This is a genomic window from Friedmanniella luteola (genome assembly GCF_900105065.1).
Lineage (GTDB): Bacteria > Actinomycetota > Actinomycetes > Propionibacteriales > Propionibacteriaceae > Microlunatus > Microlunatus luteolus.
This window is the reverse complement of the sequence record NZ_LT629749.1, coordinates 1076799-1096903: the sequence shown is the minus strand read 5'-3', so window position 1 is coordinate 1096903 and position 20105 is coordinate 1076799. Positions and strand designations below refer to the sequence as shown.

The following is a 20105-nucleotide window of genomic DNA, read 5'->3' as shown; positions in this document are numbered from 1 at the left end:
GCTCATCCGACCCACCGGAGGACCAGCGCCAGGGCGAGGGTCAGGGCCACCGAGCCGGCGAGGGACACCGCGGCCGCCGACAGGCCGTCGCGGGCCGCGTGCCGGACGCGCCGGTCCGTGCTCGGGACGTCCTCGATCTCGGACTGCGCCATCTCGACCCTTCAGTTCGCGCGATCCGTGCGCAGGGGTTTCAACCCGAGGTCCGAGCGTCACTACCTGGCACCGGGGAAGGTGCGCCAGGGAGTCGGACGCTCGGGTTGAAGCCTCTGCGCACGCGTCGCGTGCTCGGTGCTGCCGTGCTCGTCGTGCCGTCCTGCTGGTGGTGCTGTGCTGCCGGGTCGTGCTGTCCTGCTGGGAGCGGGGCTCAGGCGCCGGGGAAGACGCCCTCGTCCAGGTCGGCGAACGCCGACTCCTTGGCGTTCGCGTACTGCTCCCAGGCGGCGGCGTCCCACACCTCCACCCGGTTGATGGCCCCCACCACCACGCAGTCCTTCTCCAGCGACGCGTAGGCCCGCAGGTGCGGCGGGATGGTGATCCGCCCCTGCTTGTCCGGCGTCTCGTCCGAGGCTCCCGACGCGAGCATGCGCTGGTAGTCCCGGACCTGCTGGCTGGACGACGTCCCCCGCACCGACTGGGCCACCTCGACGAACGTCGCGATCGGCCAGATCGCCAGGCAGCGCTCCTGGAACCGCGTGATCACCAGGCCGTCCGCCAGCTCGTCTCGGAACTTCGCCGGAAGGATCAGTCGTCCTTTCTCGTCGAGCTTCGGGGTGTGCGTGCCGAGGAACACCGCCACTCACCCACCCTTCGCTCCACTTTCCGCCACTCTACTCCACTTCGCTCCACTTTGACCTCCAGGCGCTCCCCTGGCAACCCCGGAGCGTGTCCGCACCCCCCGAGCGGGTAGCACGCGGGGGCCGGAGGAACGGGCGCCACTCCTTCCCGTCGGCGCATACGATGACGACGACCGCGACACGGCCACCGGGCTGCGCGCGGGCGCGGGGACAGCGACGACCGGGGGACCCACCCCGGCCACGTCCCGGTCCGGACGGAGGCAGAGTGAGTCTGAGCTACGAGAACACCGACCTCGACGACGTGACGACGACGTACTCCCTGGGAGACGTCGTCAGCGTCATGGGCGAGGTCCGGTCGGCCATCGAGAGCGTCATCGAGGGCAAGCGGGCCTCGGTCGACCTCGCCCTGGTGGTCCTGCTGGCCGAGGGCCACCTCCTCGTGGAGGACGTCCCCGGGGTCGGCAAGACGATGCTGGCCAAGGCCCTCGGACGTTCGATCGCCTGCTCGGTCCGCCGGGTGCAGTTCACCCCGGACCTGCTCCCCTCCGACATCACCGGCGTCTCGATCTTCAACCAGGAGACGCGCGACTTCGAGTTCAAGCCCGGCGGCATCTTCGCCAACATCGTGGTGGGCGACGAGATCAACCGCGCCTCGCCGAAGACGCAGTCCGCGCTGCTGGAGTCGATGGAGGAGCGGCAGGTCAGCGTCGACGGGACGACCTACCTGCTCGAGGCGCCGTTCATGGTGGTGGCCACCCAGAACCCCATCGAGATGGAGGGCACCTACCCCCTCCCCGAGGCGCAGCGCGACCGCTTCATGGCCCGCATCCAGATGGGCTACCCCACCCCGACGGCCGAGCTCGACATGCTCGACTCGCACGGCACCACCGACCCGCTCGCCGCGCTCACCCCCGTCACCGACGCCGAGACGCTGCGGGGCCTGATCGACGCCGTCAAGACGGTCTACGTCAGCCCGGCGGTCAAGCAGTACCTCGTGCAGGTGGTGAACGCGACCCGCAGCTCGCGCGAGCTCCGGTTGGGCGCCTCGCCGCGCGCCACCCTGCAGCTGCTCCGGGCCACCCGCGCCTACGCCGCGCTGGCCGGCCGGGACTACGTCACCCCCGACGACGTGGCCGCCCTCGGGGTCGCCGTGCTGGCCCACCGGGTGCTGCCCTCCACCGATGCCCAGCTGGCCCGGCGCACGGTGACCGACATCATCGCCCAGGCCATCTCCTCGGTGCACCTGCCGGACCGGCGCTGACCGTGGGCCGCCCCTGGCGCCTCCTCACCGCCCGCGGCCGGCTGTTCGTCGTCGTGGGCGTGCTCGCCCTGCTCACCGCGATGGTCGCCGGGCAGCGCGACGTGATGCGGCTGGCGCTGCTGGTGCTGGCGCTGCCGCTCGTCGCCGCCCTGCTGGTCTCCCGCGCGCGGCTCCGGCTCTCCTGCGAGCGCTCCGTCGAACCGTCCCAGGTCCCGCTCGGCTCGCCGATGCGCGGCCGGATCACGCTGGGCCAGGACGGCCGGCTGCCCGCCGGCATCCTCATGCTCGAGGACGACGTCCCGCGCGAGCTGGGCCCGCGGCCCCGCTTCCTCGTCGACAAGGCCGGGCTCAGCTGGCGGCGCGAGGTCGAGTACCCGCTGCTCGGCCGGGTGCGCGGCCGGTTCCACACCGGCCCCCTGCTGGTCCGCACGACCGACCCGTTCGGGCTGGTCCAGCTCGACCGACAGTTCGTGGCCACCAGCGAGGTGATGGTCACGCCGCAGGTCGTGCCGCTCTCGCCGATCCGCTCGACGGGCGGCGGGGGCAGCACCGGTGAGGCCCGGCCGCACCGGATCGGGGTGGTGGGCCAGGACGACGCGCTGGTGCGCGAGTACCGCCAGGGCGACGAGGTCCGCCGCATCCACTGGCGCTCCACCGCCCACCGCGGGCAGCTGATGGTGCGCCGCGAGGAGCAGGCCTGGGACCCCAGCGCCAGCATCATCCTCGACTCGCGCTCGACCGCCCACGCCGGCGCCGGGCTGCAGAGCTCCCTGGAGTGGGCGGTCTCGGCGGCCGCGTCGGTGGCCCTGCACTTCCTCGACGAGGGCTACACCGTCGAGGTGTTCGAGGCCGACGGCCCCCTGCACGTCAGCAGCGTGCTCGGCCAGCACAGCGCCGCCTCCGCCGAGGCGGTGATCAGCCGGCTCACCGACCTGACCCCGAAGATCACCTCGAGCCTGCACTACGCGATCGAGTCCGCCGCGGCGGACCGGCCCGGTCAGCTGGTGGTCGCCGTCCTCGGCCGGCTGGACGCCGAGGACGCCAACGGGTTGCTGCGGCTGCAGCGCAACCGGGCCCAGGGCCTGGCGCTGCTGCTGGACGTCGACACCTTCGCCGACACCCCGGCCTCCCCGCGCCGTCGCGAGGAGCAGGAGCTGGCGGCGCGGATCCTCCGCGAGAACCAGTGGCGGGTGGTGCAGGTGCCGCGCGGGATGGGGGTGGCCGACGCCTGGGCCGCCCTGGAGAACACACCGGTGGGGGTCTGATGCGCGCGACCGACCGGATGACGCTGGCCGTCGTCCTCGCCCTCTTCCTGGCCGGGTTCACCCTGGCCCCGCTCACCTCCGACCTCTCCTACCTCGGTGCGGCCTGGTTCTTCCTGGCCGTGCTGGGCGTGACCACCGCCCTGCTCCGCCGGGCCCGGCTGGGCAGCGGGGTGGTGCTGGCCGCCCAGCTGTTCGGCACGGCGCTGCTCAGCGTCGGGCTGAGCCTGACCATGGCCGGCCTGGGGCTGCCCTGGTACCAGCACTACGCCGGTCTGTGGCAGGGCGGCGTGCTGCACATGCAGACCCAGGGCACGCCGATGGACCCGGACGACGGCGTGACGCTGATCTTCGCCACCATCGTGGCCGCGCTCTTCGTGCTCACCGACCTGCTCGCGGCCGGGCTCGCCCGGCCGGCCTGGGCCATCGCGCCGACGGCCACCCTCTTCCTCGTGCCCGCCCTCGCGCTCGGGACCGACACCGGCGTCACGAGCTTCCTGCTGGTCGCGCTCGGCTACCTCGGGGTCCTCGTCGCCGACGGGCTCAACAGCTCCGGCCGCTGGACGCGCGGGCTCTCCCGCGACACGGCGGAGTCGATCGGCGCCACCCCGGTCGTCTGGCGGGCCGCGGCGCTGATCGGCGTCCCCGCCCTGGTCGGCACCCTGCTGCTCGGCGGGCTGCTGCCGACGCTGAGCCTGCCCGGCTTCGGGTTCGGCAGCGGGACGGGCGGGAACGGACCGCTGCAGCTGACCGACCCCGCCCTGGACCTGCGGCGCAACCTGAACCAGCCGCAGGACCAGGAGGTCATCACCTACCAGACCAGCGAGTCCAGCGGGGTCTACCTCCGGCTCGCGTCGCTGCCGCAGTTCGACGCCGGCGGCTGGAGCAGCGTGCCGATCCGGTTGAACTCCGGCACGGACCTGCCCGCGGTGCCGGGGCTGACGGACCAGCCCGACGAGCTGCGCAGCACGCGCATCACCGTCAAGGACTTCCGCTCCCAGTACCTGCCGCTGCCCTACGCGCCGCGCAGCTTCCAGGCCGAGGGCGACTGGCGCTACGACGCGAACTCGCTGACCGTGGTGAACGGCGAGAACGAGGCGCAGGCGCTGGCCGACCTCAGCTACAGCGTGCAGAGCGTCGACCTGGCTCCGAGCCGCGAGCAGCTGGAGGGGGCCATCGCCGGCACCCCGCTGGACGACGCCATCACCGACGCCATCCCCGAAGACCTGCCGCAGGACCTCATCGACCTCTCCCGGAAGGTGACCGAGGGCGCCGACAGCCCGGCCGACCAGGCGGCGGCGATCCAGACGTACCTGCGCGGCAGCACCTTCACCTACAGCACGGAGCCGCTGCCGGGCAGCGGCTACCGGGCCCTGCAGAACTTCCTGCTCCGCGACCGGCGTGGGTACTGCGAGCAGTTCGCGGCGTCGATGGCCATGATGGCCCGCGTGGTCGGCATCCCGTCGCGGGTCTCCGTCGGCTTCCTGCCCGGCCAGCGCGAGGGCAACAGCTGGCGGGTCTCGATCCGCGACATGCACGCCTGGCCGGAGCTGTACTTCTCCGGCTACGGGTGGGTCCGCTTCGAGCCGACCCCCGGCAGCGTGACCGGGTCGGCCCCGCCGTGGACCCTGCAGGGTGCCGACGACCCGAGCGACTCCGCGAGCGCCGAACCGACCGCCGCCCCCAGCGCCAGCACCGCAGCGCCGACCGCTGCCCCCCAGGACGTGCCGGCCGACCAGCAGGGCACCGGGGACACGGCCGTCGGCTTCCCCTGGGCCCGGACGCTGCTGGGCTCGGGGATCGGCCTGCTGGCCCTGGTGGTGCTCGCGCTGCCGGCGACCGTGCGGCTCCGCCGCCGCAGTGCCCGGCTCGCCGGTGACCAGCTCGGCGACGAGCAGGTGGAGGCGGCGTGGGCCGAGATCCGCGACACGGTGCTCGACCACGGCGGGACCTGGCCCTCGGGCTCCCCGCACGCCATCGGCCGCCAGCTCGGGGACCGGCTGGACGCCGAGGAGTCGGCGGCCATGGGGCAGGTGGCCACCCTGGTGGAGCGGTCGCGCTACGCGCGCACGCTCGACGCCGACACCGCCACCCTGCCCGCCCTGACCCACGAGATCCGCCGCGGCATCGTCGCGCCGCTCAGTCGCCGGCGCCGGCTGCTGGGGCTGCTGGTGCCCCGCTCCCTGTTCCGCCGGGCCGGCCGCGAGGACCCGGACGCCTGACCCGGGCTCGGTGGAGCTCCCGCCGGCGCCGTTTCGTCAGCCGGCCAGCAGGCCGTCGAGCGCGTCCGTGCACAGCGCCCAGGCGTCACTGCCGACGGTGACGGGCTCGAAGTGGTCGCCGGCGCAGGAGCGCAGCTCGCTGACGTCGCCGGCCGCCCGCGCCGCGGCGACGAAGGCCGCCGACTGCCGGTGGGGGACGGTGCTGTCGGCGGTGCCGTGCACGCAGACCGACGGGACGCCGAGCGGCAGCCGGGCCGTCGGCGAGGCCAGCGCGTAGTCCGCGGCGCGGGCGTCCGGACCGCCCCCCATCAGGTCGGGCACCGCGGCTCCGCCGACCCCTTCGCGCGCGGCGGTCACCAGGTCGAGGACGCCGGCCTGCGCCACGAAGCCGCGGAGCCGGACGGCGGGACCGGCCCCGGGCGCCCCGGCGGGGAGGCCCGGCCGGGCGGCCAGCCAGCCGGCCAGCTGGCCGCCGGCCGAGTGGCCCAGCGCGACCACGCGGTCCAGGTCCAGCCGACCGCCGGCCCGCTCCTGCCCCGGTCCGGCCAAGCCGTCGACGGCGGCGGCGACGTCGAGCGCGGTCTGCGGCCACCCGCCCCCGCCGTCGGTCGGGCTGCTGCCGACGCGGCGGTACTCCACCACCAGGGCGGCCCAGCCGCGCGGCACGAGGTCGGCGGCCAGCGGGCGACCCAGCTCGGCGTCGTAGGCGTCCCGCCAGAAGCCGCCGTGGACGACCACGACGACGGGGACACGACCCGTGCCGGCCGGCAGGCTGAGCTCGGCGTACTGGCTGGGGTGGTCGCCGTAGCGGTAGCGGGGCACCGGGCTCTCCTCGTCGGTCGGGGTGGGACGGGCACGGCAGCCCGCGGACAGCCCGAGCGCGGCCGGGCCGACCCCGGCCAGGCCGAGGCCGAGGACCCGGCGACGGCTCGTCACCGGGGCGCGGGCGGAGACGCGACGACGCACCTGCTCGAGGAGCAGGTGCGTCGGGTGGTTCCTGGAGGTCGGGTCAGAACCCCGACTCGTCGCGGCGCTTGCGCCAGCGCTCCTCCATCTTGTTCATGAAGCCCTGGTCGCCCGCGGAACGGGAACCCTGGGCGGTGGTGGCCCGGTCGGGGGTCTGCGCCGGGTCGGCGCCCACGCCCCCGACGTGCTGCCAGGAGTAGATGGCCACGACCGAGGCGGCGACCATGACGACGAAGCCGAGCACGCTCACGACGACACCCAGCACCTCGCGGTCCAGCGTGATGCCGACGACCAGGAGGGCCAGTCCCACGAAGAAGCCGACGCCCGCGACCGCGGCTCGACGACGGTGGACCCGGCGCACCCCGGTCCCGCGCAAGGCGTTGACCAGCTTGGGGTCCTCGGCCGCCAGGGCGGCCTCCATCTGCGCCAGGAGCCGCTGCTCCTCGTCCGAGAGGGCCATCGGACCCACCTCCCGCCGGTCTCGTCGTTGACTCCCCGCCATCGTACGTCGCCTCCGGCGCCGGGCCAGGAGGTACCCCTGGACCTGCAGCCCGGACGTCTCGTGCATCCAGCGCCGCCCTGCTGGGCGAGTCGAGTTCAGTTTAGGTGGCAGATCCGCTAAGGGAAACGGAATCGACCGATCAGTGTCGGCGCTTGAGCGCCAGTCGCTGGACGGCGGCCGGCCCGAACCTGGCGACGGCGGCGTCGACGGCCTGGTCGGCCTCCTGCCAGCCGTGCTCGGGGTCGGTCAGCTGCGGCTGCCGGTAGGCCTGCCCGGCGGGGGCGACGCCCTCCACCCGCACCCCCACGCGGCGGATCCGGGCACGGTCCAGGCCCAGCTTGTCGTGCAGGGCCACCGCCGCCTCGTAGATCTCCTCGGTGACGTCGGTCGGGGTGGGCAGCGTGGTCGAGCGGGTCACCTCGGTGAAGTCGGAGAACCGCAGCGAGACCGCGACCACCCGGCCCACCAGGCCGGCCTTGCGCATCCGGCCGGCCGTCCGGTCCGCCATCCGCAGCAGCTCCCGGCGGACGACGTCCGGGTCGTCGGTGTCCCGGCCCAGGGTCTCCTGCGAGCCGACGCTGCGCTCGGGCTCGGTGGGGACCACCCGCCGGCGGTCCCGCCCGTGGGCCAGCTCGTGCAGCACCCGGCCGCTGTGCGGACCGAAGGTCTGCCGCAGCGTCGACACGGGGGTGCCTGCGAGGTCCCCCACGGTCTCCAGCCCCAGGCCGTGCAGCCGTCGGGCGGTCGACGGGCCGACACCCCACATGGCCTCCACCGGCAGCGGGTGCAGGAAGGAGGCGACCGCACCCGGCGGGACCTCCACCAGACCGTCCGGCTTGGCGGCGCGGCTGCCCATCTTGGCCACGAACTTGGTGGGACCGATGCCGACCGAGCAGGTGATGCCCTGCTCGTCGGCGACGACGGCGCGGACGTGCTCGCCGATCTCGGCGGGCGGGCCGAACATCCGCACCGAGCCGGTCAGGTCGAGGAAGGCCTCGTCGATCGAGGCGGACTCGACGACGGCGGACACCGTGCCGAACACGGCGACGATGGCGCGGGAGACCTCGCTGTAGCGGTCGAAGTCGGGCGGCACGAAGGTCGCCGCGGGCGCCAGCCGCCGGGCCTGCGTCGACGACATGCCCGACCGCACGCCCAGCGCCCGGGCCTCGTAGGTGGCCGACAGGACGACGCCGCGGTGCTCCCCGCCCACCACGACGGGGGTGCCCCGCAGGTCGGGGCGCTCCCGCAGCGCGACGGAGGCGTAGAAGGCGTCCATGTCGACGTGCATGATGATCGGACCGGTCGAGGGGCCCGCGCTGCTCACCGCCGCACCGGGCTCAGTCGACGGCGGCGGGGGTGGTCAGCCCCACCCGGGCGAACAGGTGCACCTGCGGCGCCAGGGCCCGGAAGGCCGGGTCGGTGCTCACCTCCGCCTCCAGCGCGCTCAGCTCGGCGAAGGCGCCGGGCTGCGCCTCCAGCACCGACTCCGCGACGTGGTCGGCCAGCGCCCCGATGCCGTGGCTGGCCTGCAGGGTGAAGCCGGCACCGTCGAGCAGCGCGACCAGGCCGTCGTGGTCGAAGCGCTGGGTGTCGGCCCAGGCCCGGCGGGCCAGGCCGATGTGCCCGGCCAGGGCGTGCCCGAGCACGGCGGCCTTGCGCTGCGAGGCCAGCAGGCTGAGCGCGCCACCCGGCCGCAGCACCGACGCGACGGCGGCGAGCGCCTCCGGCGGCGACTCCACCACCTCCAGCACCCGGTGGCAGACGACGACGTCGACCGAGCGCTCGCCGACCACGTCGACCAGGTCGGCGGCGTCACCCTGCCGGGCGCGGATGCGGTTCCCGAGCCCGGCCTCGGCGGTGCGTCGTCCGAGCGAGGCGAGGGCGTCCGGGCTGGGGTCGATGACGGTGACGCGGTGGCCGTAGCCGGCCAGCGCCGTGGCCACGCCCCCGGTGCCGCCCCCGAGGTCGACGACCTCCAGGGGGCTCCCGGCCGGGTCGAGCCCGCGGAGCTGACCGGCCAGCAGCTCCAGCAGGAACGTCGCCGAGACCGACCGCCGGCGTCGGGGCTCGGCCATCGTCTCCTCCTGCGTGCCGGGTGGGCGGGATCCGGGAGAGCCCGCCGTCGAGCGGCAGCCTAGGGCATGCCCCCGCGTCGGGACGGGCGCGCGAGCGGCGGTCACGACGACTCCGCACCCGGCCGGGCGGCCGCCGGTCCGGGCGGGGCCACCGCGTGCTGGACCAGGGCGAGGAATCCCTCCGTGTCGCGCAGCAGGTCGTCCGCCTCACGCGTGCTGACCGCGCCGGTCGAGCCGGCGAGCAGCGCGTCCCGACGCGACCCGGTGGCGGCGTAGAAGGCGGCCCACTCCCCCAGCTCGGGCGCCACCTCGGCCAGCAGCCACCAGGCGTTGCGCGGCCGGGCCCCGGGCGCGGGCCGGGCCCGCACCGCGAGCACGACGGCCGCCACGCGGAGGGCCGCGGCGTGGGTCGCCAGGTACCGCTCGGCGGGGCTGGCGGCCGCCGCCGCCTCGTCGAGGGCGGCGCGGGCGCGCGCCAGGTCCGTCGCGACGGCCCGCCGCCCCTGGGCCCGGGACGCCTGCCGCTCGGCCAGCCGGACCGGTGCCACCACGCTCACGACCACGACGGCGACCCGGTCCCCGCGGCGGACACCTCGACCAGCGTCCAACGTCCGTGCTGATCGCTGAGCTCCAACGGCACGGCCGGCACCCCGGGCCCCGGGGTCGCGTCGACCCGCCAGCGGACCAGGGGTCCCGGCAGCGCCGCGGCCGCGCGGACGACCCACAGCCGCCCGTCGCGCAGCAGCTGGGTGGGGGTCACGACCCCGTCGACCGCTTCGGTGCGGACCTCGACGGGCTCCCGGTCGTCGGCACCGACGGGGCGGCTCGGGACGGGCAGGCGGGCGGCGGACGCGGACGGGTCGAGCACGGCGACGCTCCTCAGAGCAGGCACGGAGGCTCCTTCAGCAGGCTTGGTGGACGGGGCGGGCAGGACGAACGGACGGGGCGAGCGGCAGGGCGGGGGCACGACCGGACGCCGGCAGGGGCCGGTGGCACGGTCGGGTGGGTCGCGGACGGACGGGCCACCCCGACGCGGACGGGGGTCGAGGTCCGTCCGCGTCGAGGCGTGCCAGGAGCGCGTGCCGCGAACACGACGCCGCATCCTGCAGGCGGTCGACCCGTCCGCCGCTGCTTCCCCAAGAGCGGAGGGTGGAATCGAACGCCTGTTCGATCTGGGGAACAATCTACACCGCGGCTCTGACACGTCAAGGGGTGCCGGCGCCCGCGTCGGCGGCCGGGTCAGCCGGCCGGGGTCAGCCGGCCGGGGGTGTCGCCCGGGCGGCGGCCGCCCGGTCCGTGTGCCCGAGGCTCCGGCCGGGCGCCACCCGGTCCCGCACGACGCGCTTGAGGTCGGCCAGCTCGGGGAAGCCGCCGTCGACGGCCCGGTCCCACACCACGTCGTCGTCGAGGCGGACCCGGAAGACACCCCCGGTGCCGGGCACCAGGGCCACCTCCCCGAGGTCCGTCGTGAAGGTGGTCAGCAGCTCCGAGGCGAGCCAGGTCGCCCGGAGCAGCCAGCGGCACTGGGTGCAGTAGGTGATCTCGACCCGCGCCCCCGCCCGGGGGGCGGTGGCGGGCGGCTGCTCGGGGTCCATGCGCCCAGCCTGGCAGCCCGCGCCACCGCCTACGCTCGTGCCCATGTCCGCCCCTCCCGCGCCGGTGGTCGTCGTCGGCGGCGGCGTGGCCGGGATGGCCGCCGCGGCGCGCCTCGCCAAGGCGGGCCACCCCGTCGAGCTGTTCGAGCGGGCGGACGTCCTGGGCGGCCGCTGGGCCCCCGGCGACCTCCCCGGGGTCGGCCCGGTGGACGCGGCACCCGGGCTGCTCCCCTTCCCCGCCCCGTGGCGGGACCTGTTCCGCAAGAGCGGCCGGCCGCTGGAGGCGGAGCTGGCCCGGTCGGGGCACGCGCTGGTGCCCGCCCCGCCCGTCCGCTACCGCTTCGCCGACGGCAGCCTGCTGGACCTGCCCACCGAGCGGGGCGCCCAGCAGGCCACCCTCCGGGCGGCCTACGGCGCCGCCGCCGCCGACCGTTGGCGCGACCTGCTCGACGAGCTCGACGAGGTGTGGCAGACGCTCCGGCCGCTGGGTCTGGAGTACCCGCTGCAGGAGCGCCGCCAGCTCTCCCGGCCGGTGCTGGCCCGGCTGCACGCCCGTCGCAGCCTGGCCTGGCTGGCCGCACGGCTGCAGGAACCGCACCTGGAGGCGCTCGTCCGCAGCCTGGCCCACCGGCACGGGTCCCGCCCGGAGCGGACGCCGGCCTTCGTCGCGGTCGACCTCAGCGTCAGCCGGCGGTTCGGGCACTGGCACGTGGCGGCGAGCGACCCCGCCGCCCGGCCCTCCGACACCGGGCGCTCGTCGGTGCTCGTCGAGGTGCTGGCGGCACGGCTGGCCACCCGCCGGGTGGTGGTGCACCGGGGCACGCCGGTCACCGGACTCGAGGTCGAGGACGGCCGGGTGGTCGGCGTCCGGGTGCCGGACGGCCTCCGCCGGGCCGCGGCCGTCGTCGTGACCACCGACCCGTGGCAGCTGGTCGACGCGCTGCTGCCACCCGACGCCGCACCGGCGCTGCGCCGGCGCACCCACCGGCTGCACCCCGCCGCGGCGCCGGCCGTCGAGCACGGCCGCCTCGACCGGCCCGCGCGGGCGGTCACCGAGACCGTCGAGCTGGACGTCGACGGCACCCCCGTCGTCAGCTGGGCCCGGCCGGTGGGGGACGGGACGGTCGACGGGGCCACGGTGGTCAGCCGGCACGACTTCGGCCGGGCCGGGCCGAACCCGTCCGCCGGCGCGGCCTGGCGGGGCTGGCGGAGCTGGCTGCAGCGCCCGCCCGTCACCCCGGGCCTGCCCGGGCTGCACCTGGCCAGCGCCGCCTCCGCCGGCGGGAACGGTCCGTCGCAGGTCGTGCTGTCCGGTGCCCTCGCCTCCTACGCGTGCCACGACGCCCTCGGGTGAGCGACGCGGTCGTCACTCCAGCCACTCCAGCGCCTCCGGAACGCGCCCCGTCCCCGTATAGTGAGACGTTCGCTTTCCTGACTGAGGACGAGACTCTTTGACTTCCGTGCACCGAGTGACCGCTCCCGACGAGCCCGAGGACAGCCGGCGTCCCGCCGACGAGTCGGGCGGGCCGGCCTCCCCGGACCTCGTGGAGCGCGAGGTGGCGGCCGAGCAGGCGCACGTGGACCTGGTCTACGCGCGGCTGGCCGACGCCACCCGCACCGCCCAGGAGGTGGCCTCCGCGGGCCGCTCGCTCTACCAGTCCGACCGCGGCTCCTACGTCCGCGAGGAGGACGGCACCGGCCTCTACGAGCGCGACGTCTTCGCCTTCCAGGCCGCCAAGCGGCTCGCGGTGCTGGACGCCGAGCACGAGGGCCTCGTCTTCGGCCGGCTGGACCGGACCGACGGCGAGGTCCGCTACGTGGGCCGGATCGGCGTGCGCGACGCCGACTACGAGCCGCTGGTGATCGACTGGCGTGCCCGGGCCGCGGAGCCGTTCTACCGGGCCACCCCGCACGACCCGATGCAGGTGGTCCGCCGCCGCGTGCTGCGCTGCCAGGGCCAGCGGGTGGTCGGCATCGAGGACGACCTGCTGGACGGCGAGAACGCCCGCGACGACCTGGCCGTCGTCGGCGAGGGTGCCCTGATGGCCGCGCTCTCCCGCGCCCGCGGGCACACGATGCGCGACATCGTCGCCACCATCCAGGGCGAGCAGGACGAGGCGATCCGGGCCCCCTACCAGGGCTTCACGATGATCTCCGGCGGTCCCGGCACCGGGAAGACCGTCGTCGCCCTGCACCGCGCGGCCTACCTGCTCTACTCCAACCGCCGCCGCTTCACCTCGGGCGGCGTGCTCGTGGTGGGGCCCAGCCTGGTGTTCATGAACTACATCGAGCGGGTGCTGCCCTCCCTCGGCGAGGAGTCGGTGACCCTGCGCCCGGTCGGCACGGTGGCCGCGGACGTCGTCCGGCTGGCCGGTGACCGGGTGGACGACGCCCCGACGTCGGCGGTCAAGGGCAGCCTGCGGATGGTCCGGGTGCTCCGCCGGCTCGTGCAGGAGCCGCCGCAGGCGGTCCCGCTCGAGCTCCGGTTGACCCTCAAGGGGCACGTGCTGGTGCTGCGGGTGGACGCCCTGGAGCGGATCCGCGCCGACGTGCTCGCGCACCACAAGCTGAACGCCGGCCGGGAGGCCGCCGAGAAGGCGCTGCTGCAGGCGCTGTGGCGGGGCCGGCCGGCCGAGCTGGACCTGGAGCGCGACGAGTTCGACGACGCGGTCACCGACACGGCCGCCTTCACCATGTTCCTGCTGGCCTGGTGGCCCGGGGTGAGCGCGCCGACCGCCCTGGCCCGGCTGGGCGACCGCGGGCTGCTGGCCCGGCTCGCCGGCTCCACCCTCAGCGAGGCCGAGCAGGACCGGCTGGCCGCCTCCTACCCGCGGACGGCCGACCTCGCCCGCACGGCCGACTGGACCGTCGCCGACGGCGCGCTGCTCGACGAGCTGGTCAGCCTGCTGGGGCCGGTCACGGAGACCGAGGACCGCGACGAGCCGCTCTTCCTGCCCGACGACGCCGAGTACGCCGAGGTGGTGACCACCGCCGACCGGCTGACCCCGGTCCGCGAGGTCGACCCGTTCGCCGAGCCGCACGAGACCTACAGCCACGTGCTGGTGGACGAGGCGCAGGACATCACGCCCATGCAGTGGCGGATGCTCCGCCGCCGGGGGGCGGGGGCCTCCTGGACGATCGTCGGCGACCCGGCCCAGAGCTCGTGGCCGGACGCGGCCGAGACCGACCGGGCGCTCCAGGAGCTGGTCGGGACGGCCCCGGTCCGCCGGTTCCGGATGAGCACCAACTACCGCAGCCCGGCCGAGGTCTTCGACCTGGCCGCCTCCGTCGTCGTGCAGGCCTACCCGGAGGCCGACCTGCCCAAGGCCGTCCGCTCCACCGGCGTCGCACCGCTGCTGCTGGTCGCCGACGAGCGGGGCGTCGAGCCCGCCGCCGTCGACGCGGTGGCCGACCTGCTGACGCAGGTGGAGGGCACCGTCGGCGTCATCTGCCCCCCGACCGCCCGGGACGGCGTCCGCGCCGCCCTCGACGCGGCCGCCCTCCCCGGGGCCGAGCGGCTCGCCGTCGTGACCTCGCTCGAGTCCAAGGGCCTGGAGTACGACGGGGTGCTGGTGGTGGACCCGGACCGGCTGGTGGCCGAGTCGCCCGGTGGGGTGCGGTCGCTCTACGTGGCGCTGACGCGGCCGACGCAGCGCCTGGTCACCCTCGACGCGGCAGGAGCCGGCTCGCCAGGTTGGCGTAGATCTCTCGGGTAGCCCGGGAGCGGTTCTGGGTGTAGAAGTGCAGACCCGGGGCGCCGCCGTCGAGCAGCGCCTCGGACAGCTCGGTGCCGATCGCCGTGCCCACGCGGCGGACCGCGTCGTCGTCGCCGGCGACGGCCTCGACGCGGTCGACCACCGCCTCGGGCAGCGCGGCCCCGGAGAGCTCGGCGAACCGGGCGACCTGGCGGACGTTGGTGATGGGCATGATGCCCGGGATGATCGGCAGGTCGCAGCCCAGGGCGCGGACCCGGGCGACCAGCGCGAAGTAGTCCTCGGGCCGGAAGAACAGCTGGGTGATGGCGTAGCTGGCGCCGGCCCGGGCCTTCTCGACCAGGATCCGCGCGTCGAGGTCGGCGTCGCAGGACGACGGGTGCGGGTCGGGGAACGCGCCCACCCCGACGCAGAAGTCCCCCAGCTCGCGGACCAGGCGGACCAGCTCGGTCGCGTTGTCGAGGCCGTCCGGGTGCTTCACCCACGGCTCCCGCGGCCCGCCGGGCATGTCCCCGCGGATGGCGAGCACGTGCCGGACCCCGGCCGCGGCGTAGGCGCCGACGACCCGGCGCAGCTGCTCGCGGCTCTGGCTGGCGCAGGTGAGGTGGGCGACGGTGCGCAGCGTGGTGGTGAGCGCGATCTGCTCGGTCGCGCCGATCGTCCGCTCGCGGGTGGAGCCGCTGGCCCCGTAGGTGACGGAGACGAAGTCCGCCCCCAGCGCCTCGAGCTCCCGGACCGTCTGCCACAGCTGGCGCGAGCCGGCCTCGTCGCGGGGCGGGAACAGCTCGAAGGAGAACAGGGGCCGGCCGGCGGTGGCCAGCAGCTCGGCCACCGTGGGGGTCCGCGGACGCGGTGGTGACGCAGTCCGGCCCGGCATGCGAACACCATAGGTCGGCCCCCGGCACCCCCTCCGTAGGCTCAGCATGTGGTCACCCGATCCCCTGCCCGGTCCGCCGCTGAGCACCACCCACCCGGCCCCGCCCCGCTGCTGGACGCGGACGCGCCGCTCGGGCCGTCCTTCCGGGAGGCGGTCGGCTCCACGGTGACGGCCTTCCTGGCCGGGCAGGAGCCGGTGCTGGCGGGGATGGGACCCGAGCTGGCGCCGCTGCGCACCCTGGCCGCGGAGCTGCTGGACGGGGGCAAGCGGCTGCGGCCCGCGTTCTGCGTCTGGGGCTACGTCGCCGCCGCCGGGCTGCCGGACGCCGCGACGGCGGAGCCCCTGCTGCGGGCGGCCGCGAGCCTGGACCTGCTGCACGTCTCCGCCCTCGTGCACGACGACGTGATGGACTCCTCCGACCTGCGCCGCGGGCGACCGGCCGCCCACCGCCAGTTCGAGGCCCAGCACACCGCCGCCGGGCGGCTGGGCGACGCCGGCGCGTTCGGCCGGGCCGCGGCGATCCTGCTCGGGGACCTGCTGCTGATGTGGTCCGCCGAGCTGCTGCTGCGCTCCGGGATGGCCGCCGACGCCCTGGCCCGCGCCACCCCGGTCGCCGAGGCGATGCGCACCGAGGTCACCTGCGGGCAGTACCTCGACATCGTCGCCCAGGCGCAGCCGCTGCGGGCCGACCCCGCGGCCGCGCTCGCCGAGGCGGGCCGGGTGGTGGAGTACAAGTCCGCGCGCTACACCGTCCAGCGGCCCTGCCAGCTGGGCGCGGCCCTCGGCGGCGCCGACCCGGGGCTGCAGGACGCACTGGCCGCGTACGGGTCGCCCGCGGGCCGGGCGTTCCAGTTCCGCGACGACCTGCTGGGCGTCTTCGGCGACAGCGCCGTGACCGGCAAGCCGGCCGGCGACGACCTGCGGGAGGGCAAGCGGACCGTGCTGGTCGCCCACGCCTACGCCGGCGCCGACGCCGCCGGCCGCGCCCTGCTGGCCGCCCGGCTCGGCGACCCGGACCTCGACGCCGACGGCGTGGCCGCGCTGCAGGACGTCATCGTCAGCTCGGGGGCGGTGGACGCCGTGGAGGCGATGATCGCCGACGGCCTCGCGCGGGCGCTGGCCGCGCTGGGGACCGCGCCGGTCACCGACGAGGGCCGTCGCGGGCTCACCGCGCTGGCCGAGGCCGCGGTCCGCCGGCAGTTCTGAGGGGCCGGCCGCCGGCTCAGCCGGCCGCGAGCACCACGACGAAGGGCGGGTCCTGGGCAGCGCGCTCGGCGAACAGCTCCAGCAGGCGGCGGGCCTGGCGCGGCTGGGCGCGGGCGAAGCCGTCCCAGCCGGCCAGCACCAGCGCGGTCGGCCGGTCGAGGTCGGCCAGGCAGTCCCAGAGGGCGTCGAGGTTGGCGCCGAACCAGGACGGCAGCGCCAGGGCGGCGGCCAGCGACGCGTAGAGCGCGGGCGTCGTGCGGGCGGCGCCCACCGGGCGGGCGTCCCAGCCGCTCGAGGCCAGCCGCTGCGCCACCGTCGCGGCGTCGGCCATCCGGTAGACGCCGGGCGTCAGCGGCGGCCGGTCGCCGGTCACCGCTGCACCCGGGCGAAGGAGGCGTAGTGGTCGTCGGTCCAGAACAGCTGGCGGCCGTCGTCCCCGGCGACGATCCGCCGGGCGCCGCGGTCGTCCTCGCCCGGCGTGGGGACCGTGTACTCGCGGTAGTAGCCGCGCGGCCGGCTGGGCAGCAGCGCCTCCCGGTTGCCGAAGGTGACGCCGTCGCGGTCGTAGGGGAACGGGCCGCCGGCGTCGATGAGCCGGACGGTCTGCTGCGCCTCCCGGGGCAGCGACGCGAGGGCGACCAGCGGCAGCCCGGACTCCCGGTCCGTGCCGCCGCCGGTCGGGGCGGGGGTGGCGCCGCCGGTGGCCGTCCCCCGACCGGCGGTGCCGGCGGCCGGCGGCTCGGCGGTCTGGGTGCCGGTGCTGCCCCAGAGGGCGAGCAGGACCAGGACGAGCAGCGCGCCGACGGCGGCGACGGCCCTGAGCCGACCGGTCACCGCGGGCGGCCGCGGCTGGCCGCGGCGGCGAACCCGTAGCGCGCCGCGGCCGGGTCGGCGCGCCAGGCCTCGGCCAGCGGGCGGGCCAGCCGGGCCGCGGCCTCCTGCGGGTCGTCGGCGGCCGTCAGCGCCGTCTCGACGCAGACCCGGCGGGCGCCGGCGTCCAGCACCCGCACCAGGGAGGCCTCGGTGACCCCGCCGACGGCGAACCAGGGCTTGGCAGCCACGTCGAAGACGGGGGCCACCCGGGCCGCGTGGCGGACCAGCTCCAGTCCCGGGGCGGCGTGCACCGGTCCGACGGAGAAGTAGTCGAGCGCGTCGTCCGCGAGCGCCGCGCCGACGTCCGTGGCGCGCCGGGTGGAGCGGCCGAGCAGGGCCGAGGCGTGCAGCGGCGCGCGCGCCTCCGCGGAGCTGCCCCCGGCGGCCCCGACGTGCAGCAGGTCGGCCTGCAGGGCACCCGCCCAGGCGGGGTCGCCCAGCACCCCGACGACAGCCTGGGCGGACGCGGCGGCTCGACGCGCCGTCTCGAGGACCTCGCGGCCGGTCACCACGTCCAGACCGTCCTGCCTGATCTGGACCACGTCGACCCCGCCGGCGAAGGCGGCCGTCAGGAACGCGGCCAGGTCGCCCTGCCGGCGGCGGGCGTCGGTCCGCAGGAACAGCCGGGCCAGCCGCAGCCGCGCCTCGAGGCCCATCAGTGCGCTCACGCGGTCACCCTAGCGAGCGGCGCCGGGCGACCGACGGCGCGCGCGGCCCCTCAGACGGTGGCCGGTACCGCCAACCGGGCCTGGACCAGCGGGACCACCTCGGTCGCGAAGAGCTCGATGGAGCGCATCGTCCTCGCGTGGTCGACGTGGCTGACGTGCATCTCGAAGCGGTCGAGACCCAGCAGGTCGTGCAGGGCGACGATCTTGTCCGCCACCCGCTCGGGGTGACCGAAGAAGAGGGCTCCCTCGGGGCCGATCAGGCCCTCGATCTGGGCGCGGGACATCGGGGCCCAGCCGCGCTCCCGGCCGAGCTTGTCGAAGGTGGCCTTGTAGCCGGGCAGGAAGTCGGCGCGGGCGGCCTGCTCGTCGCCGGCGACGTAGCCGTGCGCGTGCACCGCCAGCGGGGTGCTGGCCGGGTGGCCGCCGTGCTCGAGGGCGCGCCGGTAGAGGTCGGCGTGCGGGGCGAAGCCGGCGGGCTGGCCACCGATGATCGCCAGCGCCATGGGCAGACCCAGCGTGCCGGCCCGGACGATCGAGTTCGGGGTCCCCCCGACGGCGACCCAGACCGGGAGCGGCCGGCCCTCGGGCCGCGGGTGCACGACCACGCCGTCCAGCGGGGCGCGGAACTGGCCCGACCAGGTGGTGGGGCCCTCCGCCCGGAGCGCCAGCAGCAGGTCGAGCTTCTCGGCGAACAGCTCGTCGTAGTCGCCGAGGGAGTAGCCGAACAGCGGGAAGGACTCGGTGAAGGAGCCGCGGCCCGCCATCAGCTCCGCCCGGCCGCTGGAGAGGAGGTCGAGGGTGGCGAAGTTCTGGAAGGCGCGCACCGGGTCCGCCGAGCTGAGCACGGTCACCGCGCTGCTCAGGTGGATCTTCTCGGTGCGGCCGGCGATGGTGGCCAGCACGATCTCGGGGGCCGACGCGGCCATGTCGGGCCGGTGGTGCTCCCCGATCCCGTAGACGTCGAGGCCGAGCTGGTCGGCCAGCACCGCCTCCTCGACGACCTCGCGGAGCCGCTCGCCCGGCGACACGGCCGGGTCGTTGATCTCGGCGAAGGTGGTGAGTCCGAACTCCATGTCTGTCTCCTCCTGGTTGCCGACGCAACGACGATTGAGCGTTCAATTATTCCCGGATGCGGGCGCCGCGGGGCCAGCGGGTAGAACAGACACCATGACAGACGTGGCCGTGCTGGGGACCGGGACGATGGGCGCGCCGATGGCCGCCAGCCTGCTGGCGGCGGGGCACGCCGTCCGGGTCTGGAACCGCTCACCCGGGAGGACCGACGCCCTGGTCGCCGCCGGCGCGACCGCGGCGCGCTCCCCCGCGGAGGCCGTGGCCGGCGCGGACGTCGTGCTGACCATGCTGTTCGACCTCGAGGCCACCCGCGCGGTGATGGCGGAGGCCGTCGGGGCCGTCGGCCTGGGCGCCGTGTGGCTGCAGACGGGGACCGTCGGCCCGGTGGGGACGGCGGAGCTGGCCGCCCTCGCCGCCGAGCACGGGCTGGCCTTCCTCGACGCCCCCGTCCTCGGCACCCGGAAGCCCGCCGAGGACGGCACCCTCGTCGTGCTGGCCAGCGGCGACCCGGCGCTGCGGGCCCGGGTCGCGCCGGTGCTGGACGCCGTCGCGGCGCGCGTCGTCTGGGCCGGCGACCGCGCGGGGGCGGCGTCGGCGCTCAAGCTCGCCGCGAACACCTGGGTGCTGACGCTGACGGCGGCGACGGCGCAGTCGCTCGTCCTGGCCCAGGCGCAGGGCGTCGACCCGGAGCTCTTCCTCGAGGCCATCCGCGGCACGGCCACCGACAGCGCCTACGCGCAGACGAAGGGGCCGGCCATGCTGCAGGGCGCCTTCTCCCCCGCCTTCGGGCTGGACGGCGGGCTCAAGGACCTCGGCCTCATCCTGGCCGCCGCCGAGGCCCGGGGGCTCCCGTCGCGGCTGCTCGGCGCCGTCCGCGACTGCTACGCCACCGCGTCGGCCGCCGGGCACGGCGAGGACGACATCGCCGCGGTCGTGACCGCGCTGCGCGGTGAGGACTAGCCCGGCCCGTCGGGGGTGACCCGGACCGCCGGGCCGGTGACCCCGGTCCTCCCCCGAGAA

General features: G+C 76.1%; 21 protein-coding genes. 7 read left to right on the top strand and 14 right to left on the bottom strand.

The window, feature by feature from the left end; genetic code table 11:
• Positions 1-2: 2 nt before the first annotated feature.
• Positions 3-152 (bottom strand): hypothetical protein, encoded by a 150-nt coding sequence (locus BLT72_RS22070; protein WP_157720304.1) that lies wholly within the window; start codon positions 150-152, stop codon positions 3-5.
• Positions 153-364: 212 nt separating this feature from the next.
• Positions 365-790, bottom strand: a complete 426-nt coding sequence (gene mraZ, locus BLT72_RS05215) for a division/cell wall cluster transcriptional repressor MraZ (RefSeq protein WP_091416771.1) — start codon at positions 788-790, stop codon at positions 365-367.
• A 344-nt stretch (positions 791-1134) separates the two neighbouring features.
• Between mraZ and BLT72_RS05210 the strand changes: the two genes are divergently transcribed.
• Genes BLT72_RS05210 through BLT72_RS05200 form a run of 3 tightly spaced genes read left to right on the top strand, consistent with a single transcriptional unit; the run spans position 1135 to position 5539 of the window.
• On the top strand, positions 1135-2055 hold the full coding sequence (locus tag BLT72_RS05210; RefSeq protein ID WP_091416768.1) for an AAA family ATPase: 921 nt from the start codon (positions 1135-1137) through the stop codon (positions 2053-2055).
• Between the two features lie 2 nt (positions 2056-2057).
• Positions 2058-3320, top strand: a complete 1263-nt coding sequence (locus BLT72_RS05205; RefSeq protein WP_091410770.1) for a DUF58 domain-containing protein — start codon at positions 2058-2060, stop codon at positions 3318-3320.
• Complete coding sequence (locus BLT72_RS05200; RefSeq protein WP_091410768.1) at positions 3320-5539, top strand: transglutaminase TgpA family protein; 2220 nt, start codon at positions 3320-3322, stop codon at positions 5537-5539. Before BLT72_RS05205 ends, BLT72_RS05200 begins: the two co-directional genes overlap by 1 nt.
• Positions 5540-5575: 36 nt before the next feature.
• Here the strand turns inward: BLT72_RS05200 and BLT72_RS05195 are convergent, their stop codons facing one another.
• The 7 genes from BLT72_RS05195 to BLT72_RS05170 form a co-directional block, all read right to left on the bottom strand.
• Positions 5576-6505, bottom strand: coding sequence for an alpha/beta hydrolase family protein (locus tag BLT72_RS05195; RefSeq protein ID WP_197677207.1), 930 nt, complete (start codon positions 6503-6505; stop codon positions 5576-5578).
• 43 nt (positions 6506-6548) lie between these two features.
• Entirely contained in the window at positions 6549-6965 is a 417-nt protein-coding gene (locus BLT72_RS05190) for a DUF3040 domain-containing protein (RefSeq protein ID WP_157720303.1), read from the bottom strand.
• A 181-nt stretch (positions 6966-7146) separates the two neighbouring features.
• Positions 7147-8331, bottom strand: a complete 1185-nt coding sequence (dinB, locus tag BLT72_RS05185) for a DNA polymerase IV (protein WP_231930347.1) — start codon at positions 8329-8331, stop codon at positions 7147-7149.
• A 13-nt stretch (positions 8332-8344) separates the two neighbouring features.
• Positions 8345-9082, bottom strand: a complete 738-nt coding sequence (locus tag BLT72_RS05180; RefSeq protein ID WP_091410765.1) for a methyltransferase domain-containing protein — start codon at positions 9080-9082, stop codon at positions 8345-8347.
• A 101-nt stretch (positions 9083-9183) separates the two neighbouring features.
• Positions 9184-9639 carry an SAV_6107 family HEPN domain-containing protein gene (locus BLT72_RS05175; protein WP_231930345.1) on the bottom strand — a complete coding sequence of 152 codons (456 nt, stop codon included), beginning with the start codon at positions 9637-9639 and terminating at the stop codon, positions 9184-9186.
• Positions 9636-9974 carry a hypothetical protein gene (locus BLT72_RS22480; RefSeq protein ID WP_172826025.1) on the bottom strand — a complete coding sequence of 113 codons (339 nt, stop codon included), beginning with the start codon at positions 9972-9974 and terminating at the stop codon, positions 9636-9638. The genes BLT72_RS05175 and BLT72_RS22480 overlap by 4 nt, the downstream gene beginning before the upstream one ends.
• Before the next feature lie 361 nt (positions 9975-10335).
• On the bottom strand, positions 10336-10677 hold the full coding sequence (locus tag BLT72_RS05170) for an Rdx family protein (RefSeq protein WP_091410763.1): 342 nt from the start codon (positions 10675-10677) through the stop codon (positions 10336-10338).
• A 43-nt stretch (positions 10678-10720) separates the two neighbouring features.
• Between BLT72_RS05170 and BLT72_RS05165 the strand changes: the two genes are divergently transcribed.
• Both BLT72_RS05165 and BLT72_RS05160 read left to right on the top strand, forming a co-directional pair.
• A complete protein-coding gene (locus tag BLT72_RS05165) occupies positions 10721-12031 on the top strand; it encodes a phytoene desaturase family protein (RefSeq protein ID WP_157720302.1) in 1311 nt (436 codons plus the stop codon).
• A 190-nt stretch (positions 12032-12221) separates the two neighbouring features.
• Positions 12222-14393 carry a HelD family protein gene (locus BLT72_RS05160; protein WP_091416757.1) on the top strand — a complete coding sequence of 724 codons (2172 nt, stop codon included), beginning with the start codon at positions 12222-12224 and terminating at the stop codon, positions 14391-14393.
• On the opposite strand, the gene metF is transcribed toward BLT72_RS05160, so the two are convergent.
• Positions 14338-15267 (bottom strand): methylenetetrahydrofolate reductase [NAD(P)H], encoded by a 930-nt coding sequence (metF, locus tag BLT72_RS05155; protein WP_091410760.1) that lies wholly within the window; start codon positions 15265-15267, stop codon positions 14338-14340. The genes BLT72_RS05160 and metF overlap by 56 nt on opposite strands.
• Positions 15268-15378: 111 nt before the next feature.
• Between metF and BLT72_RS05150 the strand changes: the two genes are divergently transcribed.
• Positions 15379-16473: a polyprenyl synthetase family protein gene (locus BLT72_RS05150; protein WP_425349234.1), complete on the top strand. Its 1095-nt coding sequence runs from the start codon at positions 15379-15381 to the stop codon at positions 16471-16473.
• Positions 16474-16489: 16 nt separating this feature from the next.
• Here BLT72_RS05150 and BLT72_RS05145 read toward each other — a convergent pair whose 3' ends face one another.
• From BLT72_RS05145 to BLT72_RS05130, 4 genes are read right to left on the bottom strand one after another with little or no spacing between them, the layout of a single operon-like run.
• Complete coding sequence (locus BLT72_RS05145; protein ID WP_091410758.1) at positions 16490-16846, bottom strand: barstar family protein; 357 nt, start codon at positions 16844-16846, stop codon at positions 16490-16492.
• Positions 16843-17307 carry a guanyl-specific ribonuclease gene (locus BLT72_RS05140; protein ID WP_091410757.1) on the bottom strand — a complete coding sequence of 155 codons (465 nt, stop codon included), beginning with the start codon at positions 17305-17307 and terminating at the stop codon, positions 16843-16845. The genes BLT72_RS05145 and BLT72_RS05140 overlap by 4 nt, the downstream gene beginning before the upstream one ends.
• Entirely contained in the window at positions 17304-18014 is a 711-nt protein-coding gene (locus BLT72_RS05135) for a thiamine phosphate synthase (protein WP_091410754.1), read from the bottom strand. Before BLT72_RS05135 ends, BLT72_RS05140 begins: the two co-directional genes overlap by 4 nt.
• A 50-nt stretch (positions 18015-18064) precedes the next feature.
• Positions 18065-19087 carry an LLM class flavin-dependent oxidoreductase gene (locus BLT72_RS05130; RefSeq protein ID WP_091410751.1) on the bottom strand — a complete coding sequence of 341 codons (1023 nt, stop codon included), beginning with the start codon at positions 19085-19087 and terminating at the stop codon, positions 18065-18067.
• 94 nt (positions 19088-19181) lie between these two features.
• Between BLT72_RS05130 and BLT72_RS05125 the strand changes: the two genes are divergently transcribed.
• Positions 19182-20045 carry an NAD(P)-dependent oxidoreductase gene (locus BLT72_RS05125; protein ID WP_091410750.1) on the top strand — a complete coding sequence of 288 codons (864 nt, stop codon included), beginning with the start codon at positions 19182-19184 and terminating at the stop codon, positions 20043-20045.
• Positions 20046-20105: the final 60 nt, after the last annotated feature.